We start from the raw sequence: 26628 nt of genomic DNA, 5'->3' as shown, positions 1-26628 counted from the left end.
ACTCCGATCGTCACGCCGGCCCGGGCCGGCGACTGCGTGCATGGTCATAGCATCGCTCAGGGACGCGATGGGACAATCATTGCGTGGCCAAAGACAATGACGACGGAGCAACGACTCGATCCGGGGCCAGGCGTCCCGTCGTCACCTTGCGGGACGTCGCCAAGGCGGCGGGCGTCGGTCTGGCGACGGCATCGCGAGCCCTGGATCCGGCGTCTCGCTACGTGACCGACGACGCGCGCCTGCGAGTCCACGACGCCGCGACCAAGCTGGGGTACCGCCCGAACTCGTCGGCTCGCGCGACCACGACCGGCGCGACCCCGACGATCGCCATGGTGGTCTCGGACATCCGCGACCCGTACAACGCCCAGTTGGTCCACGGGGCGATCAACGCGGCTCGGCACCGCGGCCTGATGGTCACGATCAGCGGGACCGAGCACGCCGCCGACGACGAGGTCCGGGTCATCCGGATGCTGCGCAGCCAGCGACCACTGGCCCTCGTGCTCGCCGGAGCCCGGGGCGGCACGAACACCTCGCACGCGGCGCTCTTGCGCGAGCTCGAGCGGTACGAGCGCGACGGCGGCCGCATCGTCGTGGCCGGCGAGGACGAACTGCCTTTCGACACGGCGATCGTTCCCCGGCGCGAAGGCGCCCGGCTCCTGATCACCTCGCTCGCCGAGCTCGGCTACCGCTCGGTCGCGTTGATCCGGCCGGACGGGGACTCGTCGGGCGTCCGGTCCTGGGAGACCGGGATCGCCGAGGGAGCCCGGCAAACGGGAGTTCACGTCGACCACGTCGCACACCTGCGTGACGTTCCGATGTCGCGCGAAGGCGGGTACGCAGCGGCGACCGAGTTGCTGTCGGCCCGCCGCGCGGACGTCGACGCGCTGGTCGCGGCGACCGACACCATGGCCCTCGGGGCAATGAGCGCGATGCGGACGATCGGGCTCGTTCCGGGCACCGACATCGGCGTGGCAGGCTTCGACGACGTCGTCGACGCCGATGACGTCACTCCAGGTCTGACCAGCGTGAACCTCGCACTGGAGGCCGTCGGAGCGGCTGTGGTGGACATGGCGACGTCCGTTCCCGTGGAACAGCGGCGGGCCGAGCACTTCGAGGCCCGCATCACGGTCCGCGCGAGCACCCCACCGCGTGGATGACATGACGGTACGGCGTGAGCCGGCTGGACCCACGCCGTACCAGCGCGTCCTACTGTGCGGCGCTGATTCCTGACTTGAGCTCGCCGATCAGTCCGTCGGCGGCCTGCTGCGGCGTCTTCTTGCCGAAGAGCACGTCCTGCAGGTAGCGAAGGATCAGGGTGTCGGTGTCGCTGGCGCCGTTCGGGACGATCTCCGGGGCCTGCCCCAGGTCGGGCGTCATGGCGTCGGTGTAGTCGACGACCTTCTTGTCATTGGCGTCCAGGTGGCCGGTGATCGCCTTGACGACCGTGGGATTGGCGGGCAGTCCACGTTCGGTGCCGAGAATGGCCCCCGCGTCCGGGTCGTTGACCATGAAGTCGACGAACAGGGCGGCCTCGGCCGGGTGTGGACTCTTGGCGGAAACGGACCAGTACATGCCCGGCTTGAAGTAGAAGTACTTGCCGGCGTTCGCATCGGTCGGCAGCTTGGCGACGACGACGTTCGCATCCCCCGCGGCCTTGGCGTACGCCGTCAGCTGGGACACCTGGGTGAAGATCATCGCGGATTTGCCGGTGGCGAAGTCGGACTGTTCGAGAGTCGCCGAGGCCTGCTCGGCGAACTGGGACGCCGGCTGCGAGGCGCCGTCCTTGGACCAGTCGAGGGCCCGCTGGAAGTAGCCGGCCACCGTCTCGGGCTTGATGACGATCTGGCCGTCCTTGAACATCTGGTCGCCGGCCTGCCGGGCGGCGAGTTCCAGCGAGTACTCGTTGCCCCACGGGGTCGTGCCGTACACCTTGCCGCCGGACTTGTCCGTGATCGACCGCGCGAACGCGTCGAACTGGTCCCAGGTCCAGGTGTTCGTGTCGGGGAGCGAGATGCCGAGCTTGTCGAGGGTGTCCTTGTTGACCAGCAGACCGAACGCCGTGGTGGAGATCGGCATCGCGTACAGGCCGTCCTTGGTCCGCCCCATCCCGAGCACGGACGCGTCGAGAGCGGACGTGTTGAGTTGGCTGATCTTGGACAGGTCGGTCAGCGCGCCGCGGTCGGCGTACGAGGCGAGGTAGAGCTGATCCATCTGGATGACGTCGGGAGAGTTCCCGCCGGCCGTCGCGGTGGCGAGCTTGTCCCAGTAGCCGTTCCAGTCGGAGAACTCGCCGGTGACGTGAATGGTCGGATGCTTCTTCTCGAATGCGGCGATCGCGGTCTGGGTCAGCTTGGTCCGGGCGTCGCCGCCCCACCAGTTGACCCGGAGGTTCACGTCATCCTGGCTGAGCTCGGCCGGCTTGCCCGACCCGGCGTCGGTGCCGACGCCACAAGCGGCCAGACCGAGGGAGGCCAGAGCGATCGTGACCGCGCCGGCGGCAGCGCGTCGAATTCTCAAACGCATGGCTGTTGTCCTGCTTTCTGGATGGAAGGTGCCCGGCTACTTGCCGCCGGTGGTCGCGATGCCGCGGATCAAGTACTTCTGCCCGAAGGTGAACGCGAGGAACAAAGGGATGACCGAGACGACGCTCATGGCGAACATCGAGCCGTACGACGACTGCGACTGTGCGTCGACGAACGACCGCAGCGCGACCGGCACCGTGTAGAGGTTGGGATCGGTCAGGTAGATCAGCTGGCTGAAGAAGTCGTTCCAGGTCCAGATGAAGGTGAAGATGGCCGTGGTCGCCAGGGCCGGGGTCATGAGCGGCAACAGGATCTGGAAGAAGATCCGGCCGTGGCCCGCACCGTCGATCCGGGCGGCCTCGTCCAGTTCCCGCGGTAGCCCGCGGATGAACTGGACCATCAGGAAGACGAAGAAGCCGTCCGTGGCCAGGAACTTCGGGACGATCAGCGGCCAGAACGTGTTGATCAGGTGCGCCTGCGCCCAGATCACGTACTGCGGAACGATCACGACATGGATCGGGATCATGATCATCAGCAGCATCAACGCGAACGCCGGCTTCTGGAACCGGAACCTCAGTCGCGCGAAGGCGTAGGCAGCCATCGAGCAGGTCACCAGGTTGCCGATGATCGCGCCCAGCACCACGACCGCCGAGTTCAGCAGATAGGTACTGAACGGCCGGGTGAGCGCCGACCAGCCACGGGTGTAGTTCGAGGTCTCGAACGTGTTCAGCAGCAGCGACGGGTTGGAGAAGATGTGCCCGTCCGGCCGCAGCGAGCTGACGAGCATCCAGAGCACGGGATACAGCGCAAGCACCACGGCCGCGATCATCAGGACCTGCCGCGCGATCAGCCGGGTCCGGGTCCACCAAGTCTCAGTCGTCATAGTGCACCCAGTACTTCGAGGCCCAGAAGTTGATCGCGGTGAAGGCGCCGACGATCACGACCAGCAGCCAGGCCAGCGCGGACGCGTACCCCATCCGGAACGAGCCGAAGCCCTCCTGGTACAGGTACAGCGTGTAGAACAAGGTCGAATCGCTGGGACCGCCGGTGCCGCCCGACACCACGAAGGCCTGCGTGAACGCCTGGAACGAGTTGATGATCGCCAGCACGAGGTTGAAGAAGATGATCGGAGTCAGCAGCGGCAGGGTGATCGAGGTGAAGGTGCGCCACGTTCCCGCGCCGTCGGTGGAGGCGGCCTCATAGAGCTCGCGGGGAATCTGCCGCAGGCCGGCCAGGAAGATCACCATCGGTGAACCGAACGTCCAGATGTGCAGCACGATGATCGTCCACAGCGACGTACCCGGGTTGGCGATCCAGCTGGTGTGAGTCTGCAGGCCGAAGAAGCCGAGGACGCTGTTGAAGAGTCCTTCGCCGCCGAAGATCAGCCGCCACAGTACGGCGATCGCGACGCTCGACCCCAACAGGGACGGCAGGTAGAACGCCGACCGGTAGAACGTGAGCCCGCGCATGCCACTGTCCAGCAGGATCGCCAGGGCGAGCGCCACGATCAGCTGGCCAGGCACACCGACCAGCACGTAGACGAACGTGACCCTCAGCGAATGATGCAGCCGATCGTCGGAGAACATCCGGACGAAGTTGTCCAGACCGACGAACTTCGGGTCCTGCAGCAGGTTGTAGTTCGTGAAGGCGAGGTACAGCGAGGCGATCAGGGGGCCGATCGTCAGCGCAACCACTCCGACCAGCCAGGGCCCGAGGAAAATCAGGGCTGCCTTGTTGTCGGGCGTGTCGCCCTTGGCTCTCGGCCCGCCCCGGCGTCTCGTCAGCTGCTGCAACTCGGCAACGCTCATGCGTCCCCGCCTCTCAGCGACGGCTGGTCAGCCTCGTCGCCCATCGCACCACTCCTCTGCTCGAGGGAACGGCATGCCGCGGCGCCGGCCGATCCCCGGTGACAACACTCTGGAACTGCGGCCATCATGACAACGGTTCCAGAGTTCGTCAACATCGCCTATGCTCACTGTCCAGTCAGCGAGAACCCTGGAAATCGTCGGTGTTGAGCTCAGCTAAGTTGATTCGGCCATCGCAGTGAGCGCGTCATCTGACGTGACGGTTCCATGTCGCACCTTGGACACCATCGGAGATGCCATGACCAGCAGCTATGTCGCTGAAAGCCGCGACGGCGGAACCCTTGTCGCAGCGCGCGATCAGGCGACAACCGTCGCGCTCGCCGGCGCCGAGGACAGGGCCGTCCGTCGCGCCGCCCAAGACCTCTGCCGGGACCTGGAGACGGTCTGCGGAGCCCACGCGACGATCTCGGCGCAGGCAGCCGGGGCGCGGCTGGTGATCGGGACCATCGGGGTGTCACCGGCGATCGACGAAGCGATCGCCCGCGGCGACCTGGACGTCTCGGCGCTCACGGCGCCCGGTGACGGGTTGCGCTGGGAAGGGTTCGTGATCCAGGCCGGCCCGGACGCGGTCTACCTCGCCGGCGCCGACCGGCGCGGCACGATCTTCGGCATCTACGACCTGTGCGAGGCGATCGGAGTCTCGCCGTGGCACTGGTGGGGCGACGTTCCGGTCCGCCGGCGCGAGCACGTCACCATCGTGCGCGGAACCAGGGCCGATTGGCCGTCCGTCCGGTACCGCGGGATCTTCCTGAACGACGAGGAGGAGCTCGACGCCTGGGCTCGCAGCCACACCGCTGACCGCACGATCGGACCGGAGACCTATCGGCGCGTCTTCGAACTCCTGCTGCGCCTCAAGGGGAACTACCTGTGGCCGGCGATGCACGTCAACGCGTTCAATCAGGACCCGGCCAACGGCCGGCTGGCTCACGCGATGGGCATCGTGATCGGCGGCAGCCACTGCGACATGCTGCTGCGCTCGAACGAACACGAGTTCGACCCATGGGTCGCCGGCCAAGGTGAGCCTGTCGTGTACGACTACTCGTTGCCGGGCCGCAATCGGGGCAAGCTGCTCGAGTACTGGCGCGGAAGCATCGAGCAGAACCGTGGCTTCGAGGTCACCTGGACCGTGGGCATGCGCGGCATCCACGACTACGGGTTCTCCACCGCGGCCATCGACGCCGACGGCGCGCTGAGCGAGTCGGAGAAACACACGGCGCGGGTCCGTCTGCTCGAGCAGGTCATCGCCGACCAGCGCGCGCTGCTCGCCCACGAGCTCAGCGACCGCGCTGACGAGGTACCCCAAATCTTCATCCCGTACAAGGAGGTTCTGCCGCTGTACGACGCGGGCCTGCGCGTACCCGATGACGTGACTATCGTGTGGGCCGACGACAACTTCGGCTACATCCGCCGTTTCCCCTCCGGGGAAGAGCGCGAACGCTCCGGCGGCCACGGCTTGTACTACCACTCCTCCTACTGGTCACAGCCGCCACGCAGCTACCTCGCGACGTCCTCGACTCCACTCGCGCTCATGCGCCATGAGCTGACCAAGGCATGGGACCACGGGATCCGCCGGCTCTGGGTCGACAACGTCGGTGGGCTCAAACCGCTGGAGATCGAGACGGAGTTCTTCCTGCGATCCGCCTGGGAGGCCGGCAAGGAGTCTTCCACCGCCGATGTCGTCGGCTTCGTCGAGCAGTGGGCGGCCAAGACGTTCTCCGGCGGCCACGGCCCGCACATCGCCCACCTGTACGCCGAGTACTACCAGCTGGCCAACCAGCGCAAGATCGAGCACCTGAGCGCGAACACGTTCACGCAGTCCGGGTACGGCGACGAGGCCGGACGCCGGCTGGACGCCCTGCACCGCCTGTACGTGCGGACCAACGAGATCCACGGCGCCCTGCCCGCCGACGAGCGGGACGCCTTCTTCCAGCTCATCGGCATCAAGATCCACCTCGCCTATCTGACCAGCGCGCAGTTCCGGTACGCCGACCGCAGCACACTCGCCTTCGATCAGGGCAAGGTGTCTGCCGCCGACCACTACCTGACGTTGTCGCGCTCGTTCGACAGCCACAAGCGGGCGGCGGTGCACTACTACAACCACACGATGTCGGGCGGGAAGTGGGCACACATTTTCACTCCCGACGAGTTCCCGCCGCCGGTGATGGCTCTGTACCCAGCGGCAAAGCCGGCCCTGTCGATCGGCGCACCCGGTCTCGGCGTACTGCCGTGGGGCGACGACGTAGCGACCGAGGACCCCCGACTCGATTTCTGGCCGTACGGCGCCACCACCAAATGGCTCGAGGTCTTCACCACCGGTGCAGGCGGCCTGAAATACCAGGTCGCCGCCGACGACTGGATCGAGGTCTCCGCTCTGTCTGGCGTCATCGACACCGAGGCTCGTCTCTCGGTGAGTGTGCCGGACGCGCAGGCCCGGCGCGGGCAGTCAGGAACGATCGTGGTCCGCAACCTCGACGACGACACGGAGGTCGCCGTCACGGTGAGCGTCCCGTCCGTCCCCGCTCCCGATCCGGGGTTCATCGGCTCCGTCGAGGCCGACGGGTACCTCTCGATCGATCCGTCGCTGCCCGAGCGCCGTCTCGACGGTGCCTCGTCGTCGTGGGCGACGGTGCCCCATCTCGGGCGGTACGACAACAGTGCAGCGGTCGCCCGCGGAGACCGCGATGCCGTTCTGGAGTACGACGTACACCTCGTCACTGCCGGAGCGCATCTGCTCGAACTCCACCGGCTTCCCACCCTCGACGCCACCGGCCGGATCCGGGTCGCAGTCAGCGTCGACGATGCCGCGCCGGTAGTGATCGAATCGCCGACCACCGACGAGTACCGCGGCGCCTGGACGACCGCCGTACTGGACAACGTCGAGCTTCTCCAGGCTCGGCTGCCCTATCTCGACGCCGGCCGGCACACCCTCCGCATCCAGGCCGTCGATCCGGGCGTGGCCGTCTCCAAACTCGTGATCTACACCGGTACGCGGCGCAGTTCCAACCTCGGCCCGCAGTTCAGTCAGCACACCGCACGGCCGACACGATCGATACCGGAGCCGGCGCCCGACCTAGTCGACGAGCAAGAGCTCGCCCGCGTCGCACGAGACATCTACCGCACCGATCCCGACGCGGTGCCACCGCCGCCGGTCGTGTACGCCGGACACGGATTCTGGGACACAGACACAACGTTCAAGCCCAACCAGGCGGTGGCCCAGGAGACCCTCGCCGCACCGCACTCCTGGACCCGTGACGACGGGACGAAGAACGTCCTCGAGGATCTCGGTGCCGGCGTCGTGGTCGAGGAGGGCGGTGTCCTCGCGCTCGAGGCGGAGTACGCGCTCGTCAACCAGGCCAGCGCATGGACGACACCGAGCCTCGATGCGGAACCGGTGACCTGGTCTCACACGCAGGCCGAGACCGGCGGTGGTTCCGGACTGGCCGTGCACATCGCCGAGCGAGGCCTCCGCTGGGACGACCCGGTGCGGGCTCCAGGGCTGCACTACTCCGTGGAAGTCACGAAGCAGGGCAGCTACCACGTGTGGTTGCTGGCGAAATACGACGACCGCGACGACGACTCGTGCTGGCTTGCGGTCGACGGAACCCCGCTGTCGCTCGACGCGCAGTACTCGGGTGGAAACCTGTACAGCTTCGGAACCCAGCAGATCTGGCTGTGGACGCTGCTGTCCGAGGTGGAGCTGCGCCCCGGACGACACGTGCTGTCGATTCTCGCCCGCAAGTCCGGGCTCCGCATCGACCGGCTGTACCTGACAACCGGCGATGAGGTCCCGCCCGCGGATGCGGACTGGTCCGCGAGCAGCCGCCACTGACCTGAACGCCCGAAGACGGGCATCGCGCACTCGGTTGCCTATGGCATCTTTGTTGCTGCCGTGGGTCACGAGGGCGTGGATCTCAACTATTGCTGAGGTTTGGTTCGTGGTGGGTGGTGTTGGTTGCCGTTCGTTTGGTAACGCGCCATCAAGGTATCAGCGGTGGGTCAGGTCGGAGGTCGACGATCGCAGGGCGCCGGTTGCGGCGTACTCGACTGTCGATGTGAGGTAACCATGAACGACTCCCCTGACGCACCCGCGGGCATGAGCCGGCGCCGGCTGCTCGGCACTGGCGCCGCGGCGGCCAGCCTGGCCGCGGCCTCGCTCGCGCTGCCGCCGAACGTCCGTACGGCGCTCGCGTCACCGCCCCCGAAGCACGGTGGGCTGAAGGACATCAAGCACGTCGTCATGCTCATGCAGGAGAACCGCAGTTTCGACCACTACTACGGGACGCTGTCCGGCGTACGGGGCTTCAGCGACCCCCGCGCGGCGCGACTGCCCAACGGCCGGAACGTGTTCTACCAGCCGGACCCGTCGAACCCGGACGGCTACCTGCTGCCCTACCGGCTGAACACCAAGATCACCGCCGCCCAGGCGATCCCGTCGATGAGCCACGAATGGACCGTGCAGCACGAGGCGCTGAACGGCGGGAAGAACGACAACTGGGTGCCCGCCCACATGGCCTCCGACGGCGCCACCGACGGCCAGTACACGATGGGGTACTTCACCCGCGAGGACATCCCGTTCCAGTTCGCCCTCGCCGAGGCCTTCACCATCCTCGACGGCTACCACTGCTCGGTCCTCGGCCCGACGGCCCCGAACCGGCACATGTGGATGTCGGGCACGCTCGACCCCAACGGCCTGGCCGGCGGACCGTCGCTGACCACCGGCGGCCCGGCGAACCAGTTCAGCTGGACGACGTACCCCGAGCGGCTGCAGAAGGCGGGCGTCAGCTGGAAGGTCTACCGCCAGCCCGGCGGCCAGACCGGAGCGGCGTCGATCAGCAAGTGGAAGCAGTTCGGCAGCGCGCAGCCCGGCGACCCGCTGTACGACAACGGCATGGTCACCCAGCCGATGGGCCAGTTCGAGTACGACGCGATGAACGACCAACTGCCCACCGTGAGCTGGATCCTCCCGCCGTCGGGCTTCGACGAGCACCCGGCCGCGCTGCCTGCCGCCGGGGCGACCTTCGTGGCCGGCAAGATCGACGCCATCGCCGCCAACCCCGAGGTGTGGGCCAAGACGGTGTTCATCCTGTCGTACGACGAGAACGACGGCATGTTCGACCACGTCGTACCGCCGACCCCCAAGCCCGGCACGCCCGACGAGTTCGTGTTCAAGACCTCCAACACCGGGGTGGACGGCGCCGGCCTGCCGGTCGGACTGGGCTTCCGGGTCCCGTGCATCATCGTCTCGCCGTGGACGACCGGCGGCTACGTCTTCTCCGAGACCTCCGACCACACCTCGCAGTTGCGCTTCCTGGAACGCATCACCGGCGTGAAGGAGACCAACATCAGCGACTGGCGTCGGGAGACCGTCGGCGACCTGACCGGCGCGTTCCGGTTCGGCGACTCGAAACACGCGCCGACCCTGCCGGACACCACCGGTCAGTACAACCTCGCCCAGTACCAGGCCTCCCAGCTGCCGCTGCCGACCATCCCCGGCAGCCAGCAGTCCGTCCCCCGCCAGGAGCCGGGCCACCGCCCGCACGTCAGCTGACGACGCAAACGGCCGCTCCCGCACGCCGGGAGCGGCCGCCGCGTCACGTGGCCGTTCGTGCTGTTGCGGGTCATTGGAACGGGCGTACCTCGACCTTGCGGTTGCAGGCTTTGGAGGCCTCGGCGGCCAGCCTGTGTGCTGTGTCGAGGTCGGGTACCTCGATGACCCAGAAGCCGCCGAGGTACTCCTTCGACTCCAGGTACGGTCCGTCGGTGAACAGCGGTTTCCCGTTCCGGTTGTCAATGACCGTGGCTGTGCCGGGCGCTGCGAGGCCGCCGACGAAGACCAGGTGCCCCGCGGCCTCGAGCCGGCTGTTGTACGCGCCCGGGGCATGCGGATCGCCCGGGCCGGCGGAACTGGTCTCGTCGTCGATCGCGGAAACTAGGTACCGCATCTCGGATCATCTCCTGTTGCTCGGACGGCGCCCCTCCTGGACAGCCGCTCACCCTTACTACGAGCACGATGGCGCAGATCCGACAGCTCCGGGCCGAATCCTGTTCACGCCGGATGACCTCGCGTCGTCGCGGCTCCTGCCCGAGCCCGCTCCGGTACTGGAGCTGAAGTTCGCGGCACATGGCCGGTGGTGCGTCAACTCAGCGGACACTTCTCCTGGGCGTTGTCACCCACGTTCGCCAAGCCCTGCAGAAACTGAGAGCCCGACGACCGTCACGCCGCTGGACTTGGTGGTGTCAGGGCTGCCTCCAGGTCGGCGGCTACCGCGTCCAGGTCTCGTGACATTGTTTCGGCGGTGCTGGATTCGCGGAGGGCTTCCATGCGAACCCGCCCGGAGCGTACGGCGTCTCGAAGGGCGGCTGCTCGGGCTTGGGCGGACTCGTCGGGTGCGGACGCCTCCAGTACGGTCAGGTGGTCGTCGGCCGCGGTCACGCGGCTCGCGGCGACGGCCCAGCCGCCGGCGGCTGCTTCGACCGACCCCGTCAGGCGTAGCTCGGGGATCAGCGACCGGGCGAACCACGCCACCTCCTCCTCAGCGGAGGCAAGGTCGTCCCACCAGGCCCGGCGATGCCGGCTTCGCACCAGGAGAGGTATCGCCACGGCGAGCCCAACCAGGAACGCGATCAGGACCCACCACACCCAGGACGGCGTATCGGATGTCTCGGACGACGTGGGTGCTATGGCCGGCGAGGTCGGCGGCGATGTCGGAGAGGCGGCCTGAGACTCGGTCGGCGCGAGGGTTTCGGTGCGTGTCTCTGTCTGGGTCGGCGCTGGGGGCGGCGCGGTGGTTTCGGTGCGTGTCACCGTCCGGGTGGGGTTCGGCTGGGTGTCGTCGGAACTGGGGGCCGTGGTTTCGGGGCGTGCCGGCGTCCGGGTTGTCTCGGTGTCCTCGGGACTTGGAGCGGTGGTTTCCGCACGGCCCGCTGACCGCGTCGGGCTGGGAACCGACGCCGTCCCTTCCGGCCGCTCGCCTGCTGAGCGCGAAGGCGCGACAGTCGGGGTGCCGACGGAGTCACCGCCGCCGCCGCACGAGCCGAGAACGAGGGCCACCACGGCCAGAACGACCAGTCGCATCACGCGCACCGACGACATCGTGCTCCCCCTCTGTCTCGCAGGGTCACCATCGTCGCGTCGTACGGCGTCCGCGGCATCACCCCCCAGGGGCGAGACTTGTCCCTCCTCGAGAAGCTCAGGCGCGTTTCGGTGGAAGATATAGGCCAGCAGCCGTCGGATCACCCGAAGGGACACCATGAACGCCCTGCAGAAGTTCTCACTCGAGGGCAAGGTCGCTCTCGTCACCGGCGGCAGCCGGGGCCTTGGACGCGCGATGGCCGAAGCACTCGGCGATGCCGGTGCCTCGGTAGCGGTGACAGCACGAACTCTCGCCTCGGCCCAAGCCGCCGCCGACGAGTTGAGCGAGCTCGACATTCGCGCGTACGGCGTACAGCTCGAGGTGTCCGATGTCGACGACGTCGAACGCGCGGTCGAGCAGGTGAGCACCGAGTTCGGCGAGATCGACGTACTGCTCAACAACGCCGGCATCGGCGTCGCCGGGCGGGCCTTCGAGACGCCCGATTCCGCCTGGCATGAGGTGTTCTCCGTCAACGTCGACGGGATCTGGTACTGCAGTCGTGCGGTCGGGCGCCGGATGGCGGAGCGAGGCGGAGGCACGATCGTCAACGTCGGTTCCATGTCGGCCGAGATCGTCAACCAGCCCCGCTGGCAGGCGTCGTACCTCTCGTCCAAGGCCGCCGTCCATCAGTTGACCAAGGCGTTGGCGGCCGAGTGGGCTCCGCACGGGATCCGCGTGAACGCGATGGCGCCGGGGTACTTCCTCACCGAGATGTCGCCCGTCGACCAGCCGGAGTTCAAACAGTGGTGCGTCGATCCCGCTGCCATGAAGCGCTACGGGCTGCCGCCGGAGTTGGGGCCGGTGGCAATCTTCCTGGCCAGCGACGCGTCCAGCTTCATGACCGGCTCGATCGTGAAGGTCGACGGCGGCTTCACCCTGTTCTGATCCACTCGTTCCCGGAAGGGTCGCTCATGGTAACCATTGGCATCGTCGGCGCCGGGCTGCGCGGGAGGCTGTTCGCCGAGGCTCTGCAGGCTCAGCCGGACGTCACCATCGTCGGCCTCGCGGAACCCTCGGCCAAGGTGGCCGAGGACGCGCGGGACGCCACCGGCCTGCCCGTCACCGCGTCGCACTCCGAGCTGCTCGAGAAGTTCGATCCGGACGCCGTGATCGTGGCGACCCCTGACTTCGCCCACCGCCAGATCGCCGTTGACGTGGCTGAAGCCGGTAAGCACCTGCTGATCGAGAAGCCGGTCGCCACCACCTCGGACGATGCCCATGCCATTGCCGCGGCGGTTCACCGCGCGGGCGTTCGATGCCTCGTCGGCTTCGAGAACCGCTGGAACCCGCACGTGGTGCAGGCCAAAGCGGCGATGGCGTCCGTCGGCGAACCGATCACGGCATCAGCCACCCTGAGCAACTCCTTCTTCGTTCCGACCACCATGCTGTCGTGGGCGGCTCAGTCCTCGCCGGCCTGGTTTCTCATGCCGCACACCGTCGACCTCGTCCTGTGGCTCACCGGCAGCAAGCCCGTGTCGGTGAGCGCGGTGGGATCGCGTGGTGTCCTCGCCAAGCGCGGCATCGACACCTGGGACGTCGTCCATGCGCTGCTCACCTTCGACGACGGATCGACCGCGACGCTCTCGTCGGCGTGGACGCTCCCGGATGCCGGTGACGGCATCGTCGACTTCCGGTTCCAGGTGATCGGCACCGAGGGGTCGGTGACCGCGGATCTGTCGCATCAGGGTCTCACCGTGGTGAGCGACAAGTACCGGTCGGCGTGGCCGGTCTCCGGCCGGATCGGCCGATCACAGGTCGGCCCCGCCGTGTGGATGGTTCAGGACTTCGCGGCGGGACTCGTCGACGGCGGCGACCTCGGGCCGGGCATCGACCACGGCGTACTGGTCACGGAGATCATCTGCGCGATCGAGCAGTCGATCACCACCGGACAGAGCGTGAACCTCAGCCACTGACCTTTCAAACGTGAAGGGTGTCCGTGGCGTTGGTGAACGTTGTCCCGCGCCTCGGGGAATTCGATTGCCTGAGTGTTCCCGTGCCCGGCAGCAGGTCCATAGCCTCGAACGGCAATCGCCTGATGAGGAAGGAATCTGCATGTCTGCAGGAGACCTATCGCGCCGACGCGTCCTGGCAACCGGCTTGGCAACCGGCCTGGGTGCCGGCATCGCCGCAGCTGTCGGCGGTGTGGAGCTACCCGCCGTGGCGGCCGAGACCACGCAACCAGCGGCGCCGACGTTCAAGCCGGTGAGCATGGTGCTGCACACGCACTCGTGCTTCAGCGAGGGCGGCAGTTACGCCGCAGGTGGCGGCGGCGCCAGCATGCTTTCGCAGTTGGAGCAGGCGACGAAGAACAACATCGACGTGGTCTGGTGGACCGATCACGACTGGCGGATGGAGGCGTACGGCTACTACGACGGCATCGCCTTCGACGGTACGGACGAGGACGGCGACCTGGCGTGGTCGGTCCAGAACGAAGGCACGGTCGGCGGTACGGCGCATGCGTTCATCGACGATCCGCACAGCCCGGACGAGGACGGCAAGGCGTTGCGCGTCAAGGCGACCGGGACGGCGGCGGACTGGGGTGTGTCGTACCTGTGGGGCGACCCCGGCAACAGCTTCTTCTCGACGAACATCTCCGACACGACGCTCACCATCGACGTACTCGGTGAGCAGATCGGGCCCGACGCCGAGCTCGTCGTACAGGTGGAGACGTCGTACCGGCCCGAGATCAACGGCCGGCCGGCGGGTGTCTACGTCCTGGAGTACCGCGTCGGTACGACGAGCGCCCGGGTGCTCGAGAAGCCGCTGACCGGCGTCGTGTCGGTGCCGGTGAAGGACGGCTGGCAGACCCTCACGATGCGTCTGCTCGACGACATCAAGGCGTTCTGGCCGGACCTGATCGCCGAGGACTCCGGACTGGCGCGGCTGCGGTACGGCGTTCGCGCCCGCAACAACGCGACCGCGCAGGCTGTCTTCGACCACCTCCGGATCATCCGCACCCGTGACCCGTTGCGGTGGCCGGTCAAGACCCAGCAGAAGCTGATGAAGGCCTACGCGAAGCAGTACCCGAACGTGAAGCAGTTGCTGGCGGCCGAGGTGTCGATGGTCCGGCATCTGAACGTCTTCATGGAGAACTTCGAGCTGTACCCGTACCCGGACCAGGGCAAGGCACCCAAGCTCGACGGCTCCGTGGAAGGTACCGAGAAGGTCGTGCGCTGGTACCAGGAGCGCGGCGCGATCGTCCAGTACAACCACCCGGACATCAAGCCGGCCGAGTTCGTGCAGACCCGGGCGCTCGGAACCGATCTGACCGAGGTGGCCAACGCCGATGGCGACTTCGACGTAATCCACGACCGGATCAACCAGTACGACGCGGCCGCGCGCAACGCGATCTTCCTGACCGCGACCAGTCAGGTCGACGACCACGCCGGACGGAACTGGGGCGGTAAGTCCCACCTGTACACGACCTCGGTCTGGTCACCGTCGAAGGAGGCGAGGGACCTCATCGCGGCACTCCGGTCCGGGCAGGCCTGGTGGTTCCATCAGAGCCTCTGGCCGACAGGGCGGCTCGACCTCGCCATCCGCGGCCGCCGTGCGATGGGCCGGGTCATCCAGACCACGGCGGCCGCGATCCCCGTCGAAGTCATCGCGCAGAATCTGCCCGCAGGCTCGACAGTGCAGGTCGTCGTCGGCCTCTGCGACCGTTCCGGCGCAAGTACGCCGTCCATCGAGAAGTACGCCGTACCCGCCGACGCCTTCACCCACGACTCCACCACGTTCACCCTCGAACGCGGCATCGGCAGCTACCTCCGCTTGGAGGTGTACGACGCCGACAACACTCTCATCGGCTTCAGCAACCCCCTGTGGCTCCTCTCCCCGCACGACAAGGTCGCCATACCCCACGCCCGCCGACTCACTTAGGGCGCGGATCGCAGATAGGACAGGACCGCTAGTACGCGCCGGTTGTCGTCATGTGACTCGGGCAGCTCGAGTTTCTGCATGATCTGCCGGATGTGTGCTTCGACCGTCTTGGGGCCGATGGCCAGCTGCGATGCGACGGCGTCGTTCGAACGACCCTCGGCCATCAGGCCGAGCACCTCTCGTTCGCGAGCGGTCAACGCATCCAGCGGCTGTCGGCGCTGCGGCCGGCGCATCAACCGGGTGACGATGGTCGGGTCGATCACGCACTCGCCCTCGATCAGACGGTTCAGCGCGTCCACGAGGACCGCGACGTCGGACACGCGTTCCTTGAGGAGGTAGCCGACGTGATCCGGAGCGTCGGTGAGCAACCGCATGGCGTACTCCGACTCGAGGTAATGGGAGAGCACGAGGACGCCGAGGCCCGGATGCTGTTCTCTGAGCCGGCGTGCGGCGGCGATGCCCTCGTCGGTGTGGGTCGGCGGCATCTTGATGTCGACGATCACCACATCCGGAGCGGTCAACTGGACCTCTCGCATCAACACGTCGGCGTTCTCGGCCGTCCCGACGACGTCACACCCGGCATCGGACAGCAGGCGGGCCAGTCCTTCCCGCATGAGCATCGAGTCGTCAGCGACAACGACCTTCACGCGATCCTCCTCCCGTCCAGATCATCTTCGACCGGAATCCGCGCCACCACCAGCGTGCCTCCGCCGGGACCGTCGCCTACGGAGAAGTGTCCGTTGAGAGCCTCGACACGGTCCGCCAGTCCGCGCAGGCCTGAACCACGCGGGTCGGCACCGCCCACCCCGTCGTCGACCACGGTGGTGACGACGCCGACCGGATCGGGCTCGACGCTCACCTGGACGCGAGTGGCGTTCGCGTGCTTGGCGATATTGGTCAGGGCTTCCGAACACACGAAGAACAGGGCCGCCTCGACGGCCGGCGGAAGGCGACCGACCGAAACGGCCAGCTCGACCTGCAGCGGGGCTCGAGCAGCCAACACAGGTAGTGCTGCCGCGAGGCCGCCGGATCCGAGGGGCGACGGCCGCACTCCCTGCGCGAACTCGCGGAGCTCCGTCTGTGCGCCACGCACCTCGGCCACCACCTCCGCCAGACCATCTGCGGAAGACCCACGCTGGACGTCGGCGACCAGCCGCGCCACCTGCCCCAGGCGGCGTTCGGCACCCAATGCCAACTCTGCCTCGAGGGCACGCCGTTGGGCATCGGCAGCCTCCACGATCCGCCGACGGGACGCGGCGAGTGCACTCACTCGGGCTTGCACCTCGGCACGCATCCTCGCATTCGCGACGGCGAGGTTGAGAGCTGCACTGACCCCATCCACGAGCTTGTGGTCGTCCAGAACCGCGTTGTCGTGGACAAGTACGGCGACCGGCTCGCCGCCGTCGGTGACCGTCGTCGTCGACCGACCGTCCTCGGCATCGGGCAAGGCCAGGGGTACGCCGCGTTCGTCGACGTACTGCGCCTGGTCCGGCACCCAGTAGCCGACTACAAGGGTCGGATCGCCCAGCGCTTGCTGCAACTCCCCCCGCAAGCCGCCGGTGCCGGTGCCTCCGCCGAGTTGGGTCACCAGATCCGACAGGGTCGCATCGGTCCACCGGCCCGATCGCAGGTCGGCCGTGAGTACCAGCGCCAGTACCGCGATCGTGGTGTCGTAGACGAACAGGACCAACCGGTCGGCCTCCCAGCCGAGCAGCAGGTTGGCACAGCTGAAGGCCAGGACGGCGGCGAAGGTCAGCGCTGCGATCAACGCCGGCCAGCCTGCTTTGCGTGCGCGACCAGAGGTTCGCGCGAACACGTCCACGGCCGCGGCGGCGACGAGAACGGCCAGACCGAGCGTCAGCCAGGGGGTACGGACGACCGCCTCGAGCAGCGACACGGCGTACGCGAGCATGACGGTGATCGTGGCGATCGGGCGGCGAAGACGGCCGGTCGGATAGGAGATGTGCAGGTGGACCAGCGGCCCGCGATGCAGGAAGAGGAACGGGGCGACAAACGTCCCGAGGAACCAGCATCCGGCGGCCGCGATCATGATCACACCGACCCGCCGGCCGGTCCTCGACCTACGCGCGAACAGTCCGCAGCCCAGAAGAATCAGCCCGACGGTTGAGTCGGCGAGAACCGTGACCGTACTGCCTCCCACTCTGCTCATCCCGCCAGTGCATCGAGGGCTGTGCCCGAGAGGTCGTTCTTGGCGATGAACCCGCGGGCCTTGCTCTTGCCGAGCCGCTCCCGGTACGACGAGATGTCGCGGCTCGAGGTCAGAATGACAGCCGGCGGTGGCTGCCCGTCCTGCATGATCTGCTCGCACACCAGGAATCCGTCGATGTCCGGGAGCGCCACATCGAGCAGGACGAGATCCGGGGCGAGGGCACGGGCCGCCGCGACCGCGGATGTGCCGTCCTCGGCCTCGCCGATCACGTGGTATCCCTCCGCCTCCAGCAGAGCCCTGGCGAATGAACGGAAGCCGGCGTGATCATCCACGATCAGCAACGTGCGGCTCATGGGGTCATGCTCCTGGGCGGAGCCGCTACCTGTCAGTGACACGGACCCAGGCATGAGTTGTCCAGACGGCGTTGTCACCACACCGGCCGCCGGTCAGGTGGGTCAGCGTCAGGCGTGTGCCGTTGAAGGACCAGGTCGCCGTCAGACGGTCGCCGTTCGTCGACTCCTGGATCAGTTGGATCTGGTCGCGGAAGAGGCGGAACGTGCCCGCCCACCCGATCTCCCAGGGAGCGCCTGGACCACCGCGACGCTCGTATTGAGTCACGACTCCGTTCTTCAGCACCAACTCGAGAGTGGCTTCGTCATTCGGCGATCTGGGCGGTGCCGTGCCGGTACACGCCGCCACCACCACACCGTCCACCAGCTTCTGCTGGTAGGTACCGTCCAGGACGGTCTGAGGTCCGGTCGCACTACCGGTCCCAGAACACGTCGCCAGGTCCGGACCGGCGGCAACCGCCGCCTTCAGCTCCTCGATCGCGGCAAGCCAGGCGCTGGTCTTGTCGTTCGTGCCGAGCTGGTCGTAGACCGGCTGCAACGTCCTGCGGAGATCCCTGAGATTCTCGGCCGAAGCAACCGTGAAGGTCATTCCGGCCTGACACAGGCCGGAAGTGGCCGTCCCGTCCTCGGCCCGCAACGCGCCGAACGTCGGCGGCAGCACATCGTCCACCGCATCACGCAGCGTCTTGCGCTGACTGTCGTCGAGCGCCTTGTCGGCATCCTCGCCCATCAACAGCACCAGGGGTCTCGGCCACAGATTCACGTTGGCCGTCACGTAGCGAGCCGTCGCGGCGTAATGGTTGCCCAGGATCGAGTCCAACTGCTGTTCGTAGCCGTCGACTCCGTCGAGCTCGGCTCCGCTCGGAACCGCCCTCGACTCTGCTCCCCAGGCATGGAGAGTGGTCGCAGCAAGGGCGGAGTCCTGGATGGCAACGGTGGTTCCGGCGAACGCCTCGGGAGTCACCAGCGGCTTGCGTACGCCGAGCACTCGACGAAGCGGCCCTGGGAGCACGCCGATACCGACGACATCGATCGCATCGAGACCTTGCAGCATCTGCGCCGGAATGCCGGCCTCGAACACCTTCTCCTCGAGGTCGTAGCTGTCCACCAGCATCGGTGCCAGCAGGGCCTGGAAGCTCGTGACACCGGCCTTGTCCAGCACCCGGGCGCCGACCCATGCCATGTCGACCTTGCGTTCCTGAACGTCCCGCACGGTTCCGGACTCGTAATCCGCCTCGCTGTCGCGCCAGGAGTTCTTGAACTCGATCCGCAGTGATCCGCCCGACCGCCGATCCACATTCCCGGCCCATGCCTTCAGCTGAACCGGAGCCTCGTCGTTGGGCTGCGCGAAGGTGAGTACGCGAGTCTTTCCGTCCGCGTTGCCGCCGGCGCGATCCCGAGCCGGCCCCCGGCACGCGGTTCCGGCCAGGATCAGTCCTGCCACGACGGCGACCGTCGCCCATCCCCGAAGCTTCGTCGTGTGCATCGAGCACCTCCCCCGATCGATGCCGCTCACGCTAGGCACCGCGTATGCCCCCCACATCAGGGCTGGCCCTGAGTCCCGCGCCGCCAGTACGAGGGGAAGCCCTGTCCCGTTGCCGCATTCAACGGCAGACAATTACTCGATGTGTTGGAACACTCAGCGTATGCCCGTTCGGCTTGTGCTGGTCGGTTTGGGAGTGACGATCGGTCTGTTCACCGTGTCGATCGCGCACGAGGATCCCGGCTTGTCCTTCGCGCTGACCTCGACCCTTGGCACGACAACCCTGCTCGTCACCGGCTGGAGCCTGATGGTTGCCGGACTCGCCCTGTCGCTCAAGCGACCGCGGAACCAGGCAGCCCTCGGCCTCTACCTCGCCGGGTGTGCGTGGTTCCTGTCCGAATGGGACAACCCGGGAGGCTCCTCAAGTTGGGTCTTCTCGACCGGACTCGCCCTGTACGCCGCATTGCCCGCCGTGGTGACTCATGTCGCCCTGGCGTACCCGTACGGTCACCTCCGTACCTGGACGAACCGGACCGTCGTCGCACTGGGCTACGTAGTCACGATCGGCATCCAGGGACTGGCGAGCGCGATGGTCTTCGATCCCGGATCGCAGGGGTGCTCGGACTGTGCTTCGAACCTCTGGGTCGTCGCCGATCGGCCGGATACTCAGACAGTGGTCGACCTGCTCGGCGTACGAGCAGGAACTGCATGGGCCGTCATCGCCTTCCTGACCGTCATGTGGCGCGTGGTCAAAGCCAGTACGGCCGGGCGACGAGCGATCGTGCTGGTGTCAACATGCGCGCTCGGCTACCTCGCCCTGGTCGCCGGCATGTACGCCACCAGCCTCGGGCGCGGCTTCGTAGGAGCGAGTGACACCGAACACGATCTCTGGCTCGCGCAGGGGGTGGCGCTCTTCCTGCTGGCCGTCGCCGTCCTGGTCGACCTGGCCAGGGCACGGCTGATCCAACGCGCGTTGACTCGACTGGTGGTCGACCTGGGGCACGCAGCGCCGGCCGGTCGATTGCGGGATGCTCTGGCCGAGCGTCTCGGCGACCCGGGCCTCCTCATCGCCTACCCGATCGACGACGGCAGTCGCCATGTCGACGCGATGGCACGCGAGGTCGAACTGCCGCCGGCGGGCGATCGACGATCAACGACACTGAGGTACGCCGGGGCGGATCTCGCCGTACTCGTGCACCAGCCTGGCCTCTTCGATCATCCCGGTGCGGTCAGCGATCTGGCGTCCGCCGTCCATCTGGGACTTGAGAACGAGCGGCTGCACGCCGAGGCCCTCGCACAGCTGGCCGAGGTGCGCTCGTCCGGCGCACGGGTCGTTGCCGCAGGCGACGAAGAACGCCGGCGCCTCGAACGAGACCTTCACGACGGCGCCCAGCAACGTCTGATCGGACTGTCGCTGGCGCTGCGGCTCGCCCGGACCCGTCTCCCGCCCGGCGCTACCGAACTCGATGCGGCGGACACCGAGCTCCGGGAGACGATCGCGGACCTCCGGACTCTCGCGCACGGTCTGTCTCCAGTCATGCTCAAGGATGACGGCCTGCCCGCCGCCCTTCGCGCGCTGAGCGAGACCCTCGACCTCCGCGTCGATGAGCTTCCGGCGCAGCGACTGCCCGACGTACTCGAGACAACCGTCTACCTGCTCGCCGCCCAACTCGTCCGGCAGGCCACCACCTCGGTAACAGGCACGGTCACCAACGGCTGGTTCACCTTCGACCTCCAGGTCCAGGCCGACCACTTGGACCTGGGCGAACTCCCGGACCGAATCAACACCCTCGACGGCGGCCTGGAGCTTTCCCCAGGTCCCGACGGCACGACCCGCGTCGTCCTGCGCCTTCCGGTGTCCAGTTCCTGACAGCACAGTGGCGCCTGCGTGCCTGACCGGCCAGGGTTGAAGGTAGTCGAGGAACGGGAAGGGCGTATGACGAACAGCAACGCCGGCAAGGACCGCGAAACGACCGGGTTTCAGGAGCAGGCGGCGTACGACCAATCGATTGACCTGCGGACCGATTTCGTCATGGTCTACGGGCTCAACGACAGCACGCCGGAGCGCATTGCGCGGTGGCGCGAGGCCGGTTATCGCGTGCATCTGATGACCGGTATCTCCTGGGGCAACTATCAGGACTACCTAGATGGGCGGTGGGACGGCTCCGACCACTGGGCCGACGCTCAGGCCGCGGGCGACGGGTCGCCGATCCTGCACGGTCACAGCACCGATATCCCGTACATGGTCCCGACGTTCGGCTTCACCGAGTACCTGGTGCAGAAACTCCGCCCGATCATCGAGCTCGGTGTCGAAGGCATCCATCTCGAAGAGCCGGAGTTCTGGGCCCGCGCCGGCTATTCGGAATCCTTCAAGCGGGAGTGGCAGGCGTACTTCGGTGAGCCGTGGCAGGCACCGCACAGCACCGCCGAAGCGCACTTCCGCGCCGGCCAGCTCAAGCAGCACCTGCTCTCCCGCAGCCTCGACCGGGTCACCTCTGTGCTGCGCGACGAAGCCCTCCAGCAGGGTCGCGAGGTGCGCTTCTACGTCCCGACGCACAGCCTCCTGAACTACACCCAATGGCAGATCATCAGCCCCGAATCACGGCTGCGGACGCTGCCCTCGATCGACGGCGCCATCGCCCAGGTGTGGACCGGGACCTCCCGCACCCCCAACGTATACGCCGGGAAGGTCGCCGAGCGCACCTTCGAGACGGCGTACCTGGAGTACGGCATCGCGCAGGACCTCACCCGCGGCACCGACCGGCGGATGTGGTTCCTGCACGACCCGATCGAGGACCACCCGGACCGCACCTGGGAGGACTACCTGGCCAACTACCAGCGCACCCTCGTCGCGTCGCTGCTGCACCCGGGCGTCTCGCGGTACGAGGTGGCGCCGTGGCCCAACCGGATCTTCAACCGCCCGTACCTGCGCGAGGGATCCACCGAGCGGCAGCCGATTCCGCCGGACACTGCCACCAGCTACCTGATCGCCATGAACAGCCTGCGCGACCTGGACCAGCCTGAGGTGCGCTGGGCCGGCGAAGGACCGCGGATCGGGATCGCGCTCTCGGACACCGCCATGTTCCAGCGCTGGGCGCCCGGCGGTGAGAGCGGACACTACGACGGCCTGCAGGACGCCCTGGCACTCGAAGGCCGCGAGCAGCTGCATTTCTCCGACTTCTACGGCCTGGCGCTGCCACCGCTGTACGACGGGCAGCGGGTCAGCCCGGTCCAGCTGGAGAACGTGATCGACACTCCTGATGCACTGGACGACGTCGACGTACTCGTCCTCAGCTACGAATTCCAGAAGCCGCTTGCCCCCGGCATCCATTACGCGCTGGCCGGGTGGGTGAGCCGCGGCGGCAGCCTGCTGTACGTCGGCGACGGTGCCGACCCGTACCACGAGATCCGCTCGTGGTGGACCGCCCGCTACGACACCTGCGCCGACCACCTGGCCGAGGCGCTCGGCGCGGACCGCAAGGGCGACGGCGTGCAGCCGATCGGTCAGGGCCGGGTCCGGTTCGTTCCGACCCGGCCGGCCGACTTCACCGAATCACCGGAACGCACCGCCGAGCTGGTCGCGGCGATCCGAGAGTTGGCCGAAGGGGGCGGCCACCCCTGGAAGTCCACCAACTGGCTGTCCGTGCAGCGCGGTCCGTACCTCATCGGCGCCGTACTCGAGGAGGCCGGCGGCTCGCACGTTGTCGAGGGCAAATACCTCGATCTGCTCGACCCACAACTAGGCATCGTCCGCCGACGAGAGCTCGGCCCTGGCCAGCTCACCTGGCTCCGCGACCTCACCTACGACGATGAACCCCTCCTCGCCTCCGCCGGCCGAGTCGTCAACTGGCAACAAGACAAGACCACCATCCACTTCACCTGCGAGGCCCCGAGCGGCGTCCAGGTCACCACCGCCCTACGCGTCCCCGCCGAGCCCACCACCGTCCAAGCCGACGGCACCGACCTGCAGTACGACGCCGAGGATGGCGTGCTGTGGCTCCGCCATCCCGGCATCCCCACCGGCACCCACATCGAAATCACGTTCTGAGGAGTTGTTCGTATGGCTGCGTTGCGTGTCTTGTTTATCGGTGGGACTGGGATTATCAGCTCAGCGTGTTCGTGGCGGGCGGTTGGGGCGGGGCTTGACCTCGCGGTTGTCAATCGTGGGAAGACCTCGGTCCGGCCACTGCCGCCGGAGGTGCGGCAGCTCACGGCTGATGTGAATGATCCAGCGGCGTTCGCGGAGATTGCCGGTCAGGACTTCGATGTGGTGGTGGACTGGGTCGCGTTCACGCCGGATCAGGTGAACGCTCGCACTGATGCGCTGCGCGGACATGTTGGCCAGTACGTGTTCATCAGCTCCGCCTCGGCGTACCAGACGCCTCCGGCCCGGCTGCCGATCACCGAGTCGACGCCGTTGCGGAACCCGTTCTGGCAGTACTCGCGCAACAAGATCGCCTGCGAGGACCTCCTCACCACGCTGTACCGCGACGAGGGCTTCCCGGTCACGATCGTGCGGCCTTCACACACGTACGACCGCACCCTGGTCCCATTCGACGGCGGCTGGACGATCGTCGAGCGCATGCGCCGCGGCCAACCCGTCGTGGTCCACGGTGACGGCACCTCGCTGTGGACGCTGACACACCACAGCGACTTCGCCCGCGGATTCGTCCCGCTGCTCGGCCACCCGCGCACCCTCGGCGAGGCTTTCCAGATCACCTCCGACGATGTCCTGACCTGGGACCAGATCGCGCACGCACTCGCCGCCGCAGCCGGGACGACAGCGCAGATCGTCCACGTTCCTTCCGACGCCATCGCCGCCGTACACCCCGGGTGGGGCGACGGTCTCCTCGGCGACAAGGCCCACGCGGCGGTCTTCGACATGACCAAACTCCGCCGCGTGGTCCCAGACTTCGTCGCCACCATCCCGTTCGAAGCAGGAGCCCGCGAGATCGTCGCCTGGCACGACGAGGACCCGACCCGGCAGCGCATCGACCACGCCATCGACGAAGCAATGGACACCCTCATCGCCCGCTACACGCCCTAGGAGTCAGCCGACGCTCGGGGTGTCGGCCGGGTAGTTGTCCACGGAGAGCTTCTGCCGGACCAGGCTGGAGTGGCCGCCGGACAACTGATGCCGCAGGAACAGGTACGACTTGCCGTCGTCGTACAGGCGGTCGAAGTTGTCGTCGCCGTCGAAGTCGATCACCGACTGGTGGTTGGTGACATTGATGTCACCGGCAACCAACAGCTTCGAGGCGTTCCAGTTCACCAGATCGGTCGAGGTGGAGTAGCGAACTCCGTCGGCGGCTCGGTAGAAGGCGATGAAGTACCCCGACGGCTTGTGGTGTTCCGCCCGGTGTAGGTCAACCGGGCGGACAGAGCACGCCCGACGGGCCCTCCGGCAGCTCGCCGTACGTCGCAGAGTTCTGGCGCGGGACCCACCCGAGGTCCCGCGCCGCCGTACCAGGGCCGAACGGGCTGGTCGCGTTGGCCGAGATGCCGGCGAAGACGCCGTACCGCAGATCGGCCGTCAGCGCTGCCAGCACCAGCGAGCGCAAGTCGTCCGTGCCGATCCAGGTCCGGGCATAGCCGGCGTTCGGCGGCACGGGCCGGCAACCACCGAGCCTCAGGCACACCACCGAGGTCGAACTTCCGTATGCGGTCGCCGCCGCGGCCGCCTCGACGAAGGCCTTGCTCGCGCCGTACCGGCAGCACGGCAGTGGAGCACTCTGCGGATCGATCGGTTCTCGGGCCGCCCGCTGGAGGTAGCCGCCGAGCGCGTGCACCGAGCTGGCCACGACGACCCGCGAGACGTGGGCCGCCGCGGCGGCGTCCAGCACCGCGGCAGTCGTCGCAATGTTTGCCGGCAGCAACTGATCCCACGCCGCGTCGGGCCGCGGATTGCCGGCCAGATGGAGGACGGCATCAGCACCTGCGACCGCTGCGGCCGCAACGTCCGGGTCGCCGAGATCGGCAAGGAGGATTTCGCCCCAGCCGGCAGCTGGACGCTGGTCGACCACCCGGATGGCATGCTCGACCAGGACGGGGTGCAACAGAGTTCCGACGCCGCCAGAAGCGCCGGTGACGACGAGTTTCACCAGTTTGTGACGGAGCCGTCTGGGCGGTGGAGGCGGGGGATGGTGGCTGTCTCGGGCGGCTTTGCCTGGGACAGGTCCGCGGTGATGCCGAGGCCCGGGGCATCGGACGCGGTCAAGCGGCCTGGCTCGGCCACGATCGTGGAGGTGAAGGCACCCAGCGGCGCGGTGGCGCGGTGGGCCTGCTCCTGCACGCTCACATTCGGCAGCGCGGTGTTGAACTGCGTCGACGCCGCCGTACAGAGCGCGCCGATCGAGTTGTGCAGCGCCAACTGCACGTGGTGCGTCTCGCACAGCGCCGCGATCTTGCGCCCCTCGGTGAGCCCGGTGTGGCCGAGGTCGATCCGGGCGTGGTCGATCAGCTCGTCCTCGACCAACTGCCGGAACTCCCACTTCGTGCAGAGCTGCTCCCCCGCCGCGATCGGTACGCCGACCCGGCTCCGGAGCGACTTGTACGCCGACAGGTGCTCACTGCGCAGCGGGTCCTCGACGAAGAACGGCCGCAACGGTTCGAGCTCGCGGCACAGCTGCACCGCCTCGGCCAGGTCGAGCCGGGTGTGTACGTCGATCAGCAACTCGACGTCCTCCCCGAGTCCGGCCCGCAACTCCCGCATCAGCTCGACCGACCAGCGCACCGCGCGACGCGCGTCGTACTCCGGCTCCTGCGGGTCCCACGCCGTCAGCCGCAGATGCTTCCACCCCTGACCCGCCAGGTCGGAGGCATGGTTGAGTACGTCGTCCATCGACCCACCACGCACGTGTGCGTAGGCCGGAACGTAGTCCCGCGACCGCCCGCCGAGCAGCTCGTGCACCGGTACGCCGAGCGACTGCCCACGGATGTCCCACAGCGCGATGTCGATCCCGGCCAGCACCGATGCGTGGTGGCGGTCGGAGGGGAAGAACACCGACCGGAACCCCAGCTGCCAGATGTGCTCGATCCTGGTCGCGTCGACCCCGACGAGCAGCGGGCGCAGGTCCTCCACCAAGCCTGCCGCGGCCCGCTCGCGGCCGCGCATACCCACCTCACCGAGGCCGGTCAGACCGTTGTCGGTCCTGACCACTGCCACCAATGCCGGCCAGTCGTCGGCGGCCGGCAACGCCACCAGGTCGATCTCCTCGATCTTCATA

At 67.6% G+C, this 26628-nt stretch carries 21 protein-coding genes; 9 read left to right on the top strand and 12 right to left on the bottom strand.

Going from position 1 to position 26628, the window contains the following annotated elements; all coding sequences use genetic code 11:
- The first annotated feature begins 83 nt into the window (after positions 1-83).
- Positions 84-1157 (top strand): LacI family DNA-binding transcriptional regulator, encoded by a 1074-nt coding sequence (locus tag ACIBG5_RS32230; protein ID WP_396395282.1) that lies wholly within the window; start codon positions 84-86, stop codon positions 1155-1157.
- Positions 1158-1206: 49 nt separating this feature from the next.
- Here the strand turns inward: ACIBG5_RS32230 and ACIBG5_RS32225 are convergent, their stop codons facing one another.
- The 3 genes from ACIBG5_RS32225 to ACIBG5_RS32215 are packed head-to-tail and all read right to left on the bottom strand — an operon-like array spanning position 1207 to position 4330.
- Positions 1207-2523, bottom strand: a complete 1317-nt coding sequence (locus ACIBG5_RS32225) for an ABC transporter substrate-binding protein (RefSeq protein ID WP_396395281.1) — start codon at positions 2521-2523, stop codon at positions 1207-1209.
- A gap of 36 nt (positions 2524-2559) precedes the next feature.
- Positions 2560-3405 (bottom strand): carbohydrate ABC transporter permease, encoded by an 846-nt coding sequence (locus ACIBG5_RS32220; protein WP_396395280.1) that lies wholly within the window; start codon positions 3403-3405, stop codon positions 2560-2562.
- Positions 3395-4330 (bottom strand): carbohydrate ABC transporter permease, encoded by a 936-nt coding sequence (locus ACIBG5_RS32215; RefSeq protein WP_396395279.1) that lies wholly within the window; start codon positions 4328-4330, stop codon positions 3395-3397. Before ACIBG5_RS32215 ends, ACIBG5_RS32220 begins: the two co-directional genes overlap by 11 nt.
- Positions 4331-4625: 295 nt before the next feature.
- Between ACIBG5_RS32215 and ACIBG5_RS32210 the strand changes: the two genes are divergently transcribed.
- Positions 4626-8216 carry a glycosyl hydrolase 115 family protein gene (locus ACIBG5_RS32210; RefSeq protein WP_396395278.1) on the top strand — a complete coding sequence of 1197 codons (3591 nt, stop codon included), beginning with the start codon at positions 4626-4628 and terminating at the stop codon, positions 8214-8216.
- 234 nt (positions 8217-8450) lie between these two features.
- A complete protein-coding gene (locus ACIBG5_RS32205) occupies positions 8451-9935 on the top strand; it encodes an alkaline phosphatase family protein (RefSeq protein ID WP_396395277.1) in 1485 nt (494 codons plus the stop codon).
- Between the two features lie 70 nt (positions 9936-10005).
- Here ACIBG5_RS32205 and ACIBG5_RS32200 read toward each other — a convergent pair whose 3' ends face one another.
- Together ACIBG5_RS32200 and ACIBG5_RS32195 are read right to left on the bottom strand one after the other, a co-directional pair.
- Positions 10006-10329, bottom strand: coding sequence for a YciI family protein (locus tag ACIBG5_RS32200; protein WP_396395276.1), 324 nt, complete (start codon positions 10327-10329; stop codon positions 10006-10008).
- A 272-nt stretch (positions 10330-10601) separates the two neighbouring features.
- Positions 10602-11027, bottom strand: coding sequence for a hypothetical protein (locus tag ACIBG5_RS32195; RefSeq protein WP_396395274.1), 426 nt, complete (start codon positions 11025-11027; stop codon positions 10602-10604).
- Positions 11028-11637: 610 nt separating this feature from the next.
- Here ACIBG5_RS32195 and ACIBG5_RS32190 point away from each other — a divergent pair.
- From ACIBG5_RS32190 to ACIBG5_RS32180, 3 genes are all read left to right on the top strand, one after another.
- Positions 11638-12405 (top strand): SDR family NAD(P)-dependent oxidoreductase, encoded by a 768-nt coding sequence (locus ACIBG5_RS32190; RefSeq protein ID WP_396395273.1) that lies wholly within the window; start codon positions 11638-11640, stop codon positions 12403-12405.
- Positions 12406-12431: 26 nt separating this feature from the next.
- Positions 12432-13433: a Gfo/Idh/MocA family protein gene (locus ACIBG5_RS32185; RefSeq protein ID WP_396395272.1), complete on the top strand. Its 1002-nt coding sequence runs from the start codon at positions 12432-12434 to the stop codon at positions 13431-13433.
- Positions 13434-13572: 139 nt separating this feature from the next.
- Complete coding sequence (locus ACIBG5_RS32180) at positions 13573-15399, top strand: hypothetical protein (protein ID WP_396395271.1); 1827 nt, start codon at positions 13573-13575, stop codon at positions 15397-15399.
- Here the strand turns inward: ACIBG5_RS32180 and ACIBG5_RS32175 are convergent.
- From ACIBG5_RS32175 to ACIBG5_RS32160, 4 genes are read right to left on the bottom strand one after another with little or no spacing between them, the layout of a single operon-like run.
- Complete coding sequence (locus ACIBG5_RS32175) at positions 15396-16046, bottom strand: response regulator (protein WP_396395270.1); 651 nt, start codon at positions 16044-16046, stop codon at positions 15396-15398. The genes ACIBG5_RS32180 and ACIBG5_RS32175 overlap by 4 nt on opposite strands.
- Positions 16043-17569, bottom strand: a complete 1527-nt coding sequence (locus ACIBG5_RS32170) for a sensor histidine kinase (RefSeq protein ID WP_396395269.1) — start codon at positions 17567-17569, stop codon at positions 16043-16045. The genes ACIBG5_RS32175 and ACIBG5_RS32170 overlap by 4 nt, the downstream gene beginning before the upstream one ends.
- A complete protein-coding gene (locus ACIBG5_RS32165; protein WP_396395268.1) occupies positions 17566-17922 on the bottom strand; it encodes a response regulator in 357 nt (118 codons plus the stop codon). The genes ACIBG5_RS32170 and ACIBG5_RS32165 overlap by 4 nt, the downstream gene beginning before the upstream one ends.
- Positions 17923-17947: 25 nt before the next feature.
- Positions 17948-19405 (bottom strand): TRAP transporter substrate-binding protein, encoded by a 1458-nt coding sequence (locus ACIBG5_RS32160; RefSeq protein WP_396395267.1) that lies wholly within the window; start codon positions 19403-19405, stop codon positions 17948-17950.
- A 160-nt stretch (positions 19406-19565) separates the two neighbouring features.
- Here ACIBG5_RS32160 and ACIBG5_RS32155 point away from each other — a divergent pair, with 160 nt between their 5' ends.
- From ACIBG5_RS32155 to ACIBG5_RS32145, 3 genes are all read left to right on the top strand, one after another.
- Positions 19566-21272: a histidine kinase gene (locus tag ACIBG5_RS32155; protein ID WP_396395266.1), complete on the top strand. Its 1707-nt coding sequence runs from the start codon at positions 19566-19568 to the stop codon at positions 21270-21272.
- 66 nt (positions 21273-21338) lie between these two features.
- Positions 21339-23450 (top strand): hypothetical protein, encoded by a 2112-nt coding sequence (locus ACIBG5_RS32150; RefSeq protein ID WP_396395265.1) that lies wholly within the window; start codon positions 21339-21341, stop codon positions 23448-23450.
- A gap of 12 nt (positions 23451-23462) precedes the next feature.
- Positions 23463-24449, top strand: coding sequence for an NAD-dependent epimerase/dehydratase family protein (locus ACIBG5_RS32145; RefSeq protein ID WP_396395264.1), 987 nt, complete (start codon positions 23463-23465; stop codon positions 24447-24449).
- 3 nt (positions 24450-24452) lie between these two features.
- On the opposite strand, the gene ACIBG5_RS32140 is transcribed toward ACIBG5_RS32145, so the two are convergent.
- From ACIBG5_RS32140 to ACIBG5_RS32130, 3 genes are all read right to left on the bottom strand, one after another.
- A complete protein-coding gene (locus tag ACIBG5_RS32140) occupies positions 24453-24674 on the bottom strand; it encodes a hypothetical protein (RefSeq protein ID WP_396395263.1) in 222 nt (73 codons plus the stop codon).
- Between the two features lie 94 nt (positions 24675-24768).
- Positions 24769-25503, bottom strand: coding sequence for an NAD-dependent epimerase/dehydratase family protein (locus tag ACIBG5_RS32135; RefSeq protein ID WP_396395262.1), 735 nt, complete (start codon positions 25501-25503; stop codon positions 24769-24771).
- Positions 25500-26627, bottom strand: coding sequence for a mandelate racemase/muconate lactonizing enzyme family protein (locus ACIBG5_RS32130; protein WP_396395261.1), 1128 nt, complete (start codon positions 26625-26627; stop codon positions 25500-25502). Before ACIBG5_RS32130 ends, ACIBG5_RS32135 begins: the two co-directional genes overlap by 4 nt.
- Position 26628: the final 1 nt, after the last annotated feature.

Origin of the sequence: Kribbella sp. NPDC050241, from assembly GCF_044459685.1 — a bacterium.
Taxonomy (GTDB): domain Bacteria; phylum Actinomycetota; class Actinomycetes; order Propionibacteriales; family Kribbellaceae; genus Kribbella.
Note: the sequence above shows the minus strand (reverse complement) of the source record. Positions and strands in the feature narration are given on the sequence as shown.

Coding starts and splice junctions, on each gene's coding strand:
- ACIBG5_RS32210 (WP_396395278.1), top strand. CDS start 4,626: ATGACCAGCAGCTATGTCGCTGAAAGCCGCGACGGCGGAACCCTTGTC.
- ACIBG5_RS32190 (WP_396395273.1), top strand. CDS start 11,638: ATGAACGCCCTGCAGAAGTTCTCACTCGAGGGCAAGGTCGCTCTCGTC.
- ACIBG5_RS32225 (WP_396395281.1), bottom strand. CDS start 2,523: ATGCGTTTGAGAATTCGACGCGCTGCCGCCGGCGCGGTCACGATCGCT.
- ACIBG5_RS32205 (WP_396395277.1), top strand. CDS start 8,451: ATGAACGACTCCCCTGACGCACCCGCGGGCATGAGCCGGCGCCGGCTG.
- ACIBG5_RS32150 (WP_396395265.1), top strand. CDS start 21,339: ATGACGAACAGCAACGCCGGCAAGGACCGCGAAACGACCGGGTTTCAG.
- ACIBG5_RS32180 (WP_396395271.1), top strand. CDS start 13,573: ATGTCTGCAGGAGACCTATCGCGCCGACGCGTCCTGGCAACCGGCTTG.
- ACIBG5_RS32215 (WP_396395279.1), bottom strand. CDS start 4,330: ATGAGCGTTGCCGAGTTGCAGCAGCTGACGAGACGCCGGGGCGGGCCG.
- ACIBG5_RS32145 (WP_396395264.1), top strand. CDS start 23,463: ATGGCTGCGTTGCGTGTCTTGTTTATCGGTGGGACTGGGATTATCAGC.
- ACIBG5_RS32170 (WP_396395269.1), bottom strand. CDS start 17,569: ATGAGCAGAGTGGGAGGCAGTACGGTCACGGTTCTCGCCGACTCAACC.
- ACIBG5_RS32185 (WP_396395272.1), top strand. CDS start 12,432: ATGGTAACCATTGGCATCGTCGGCGCCGGGCTGCGCGGGAGGCTGTTC.
- ACIBG5_RS32130 (WP_396395261.1), bottom strand. CDS start 26,627: ATGAAGATCGAGGAGATCGACCTGGTGGCGTTGCCGGCCGCCGACGAC.
- ACIBG5_RS32155 (WP_396395266.1), top strand. CDS start 19,566: ATGCCCGTTCGGCTTGTGCTGGTCGGTTTGGGAGTGACGATCGGTCTG.
- ACIBG5_RS32165 (WP_396395268.1), bottom strand. CDS start 17,922: ATGAGCCGCACGTTGCTGATCGTGGATGATCACGCCGGCTTCCGTTCA.
- ACIBG5_RS32220 (WP_396395280.1), bottom strand. CDS start 3,405: ATGACGACTGAGACTTGGTGGACCCGGACCCGGCTGATCGCGCGGCAG.
- ACIBG5_RS32160 (WP_396395267.1), bottom strand. CDS start 19,405: ATGCACACGACGAAGCTTCGGGGATGGGCGACGGTCGCCGTCGTGGCA.
- ACIBG5_RS32200 (WP_396395276.1), bottom strand. CDS start 10,329: ATGCGGTACCTAGTTTCCGCGATCGACGACGAGACCAGTTCCGCCGGC.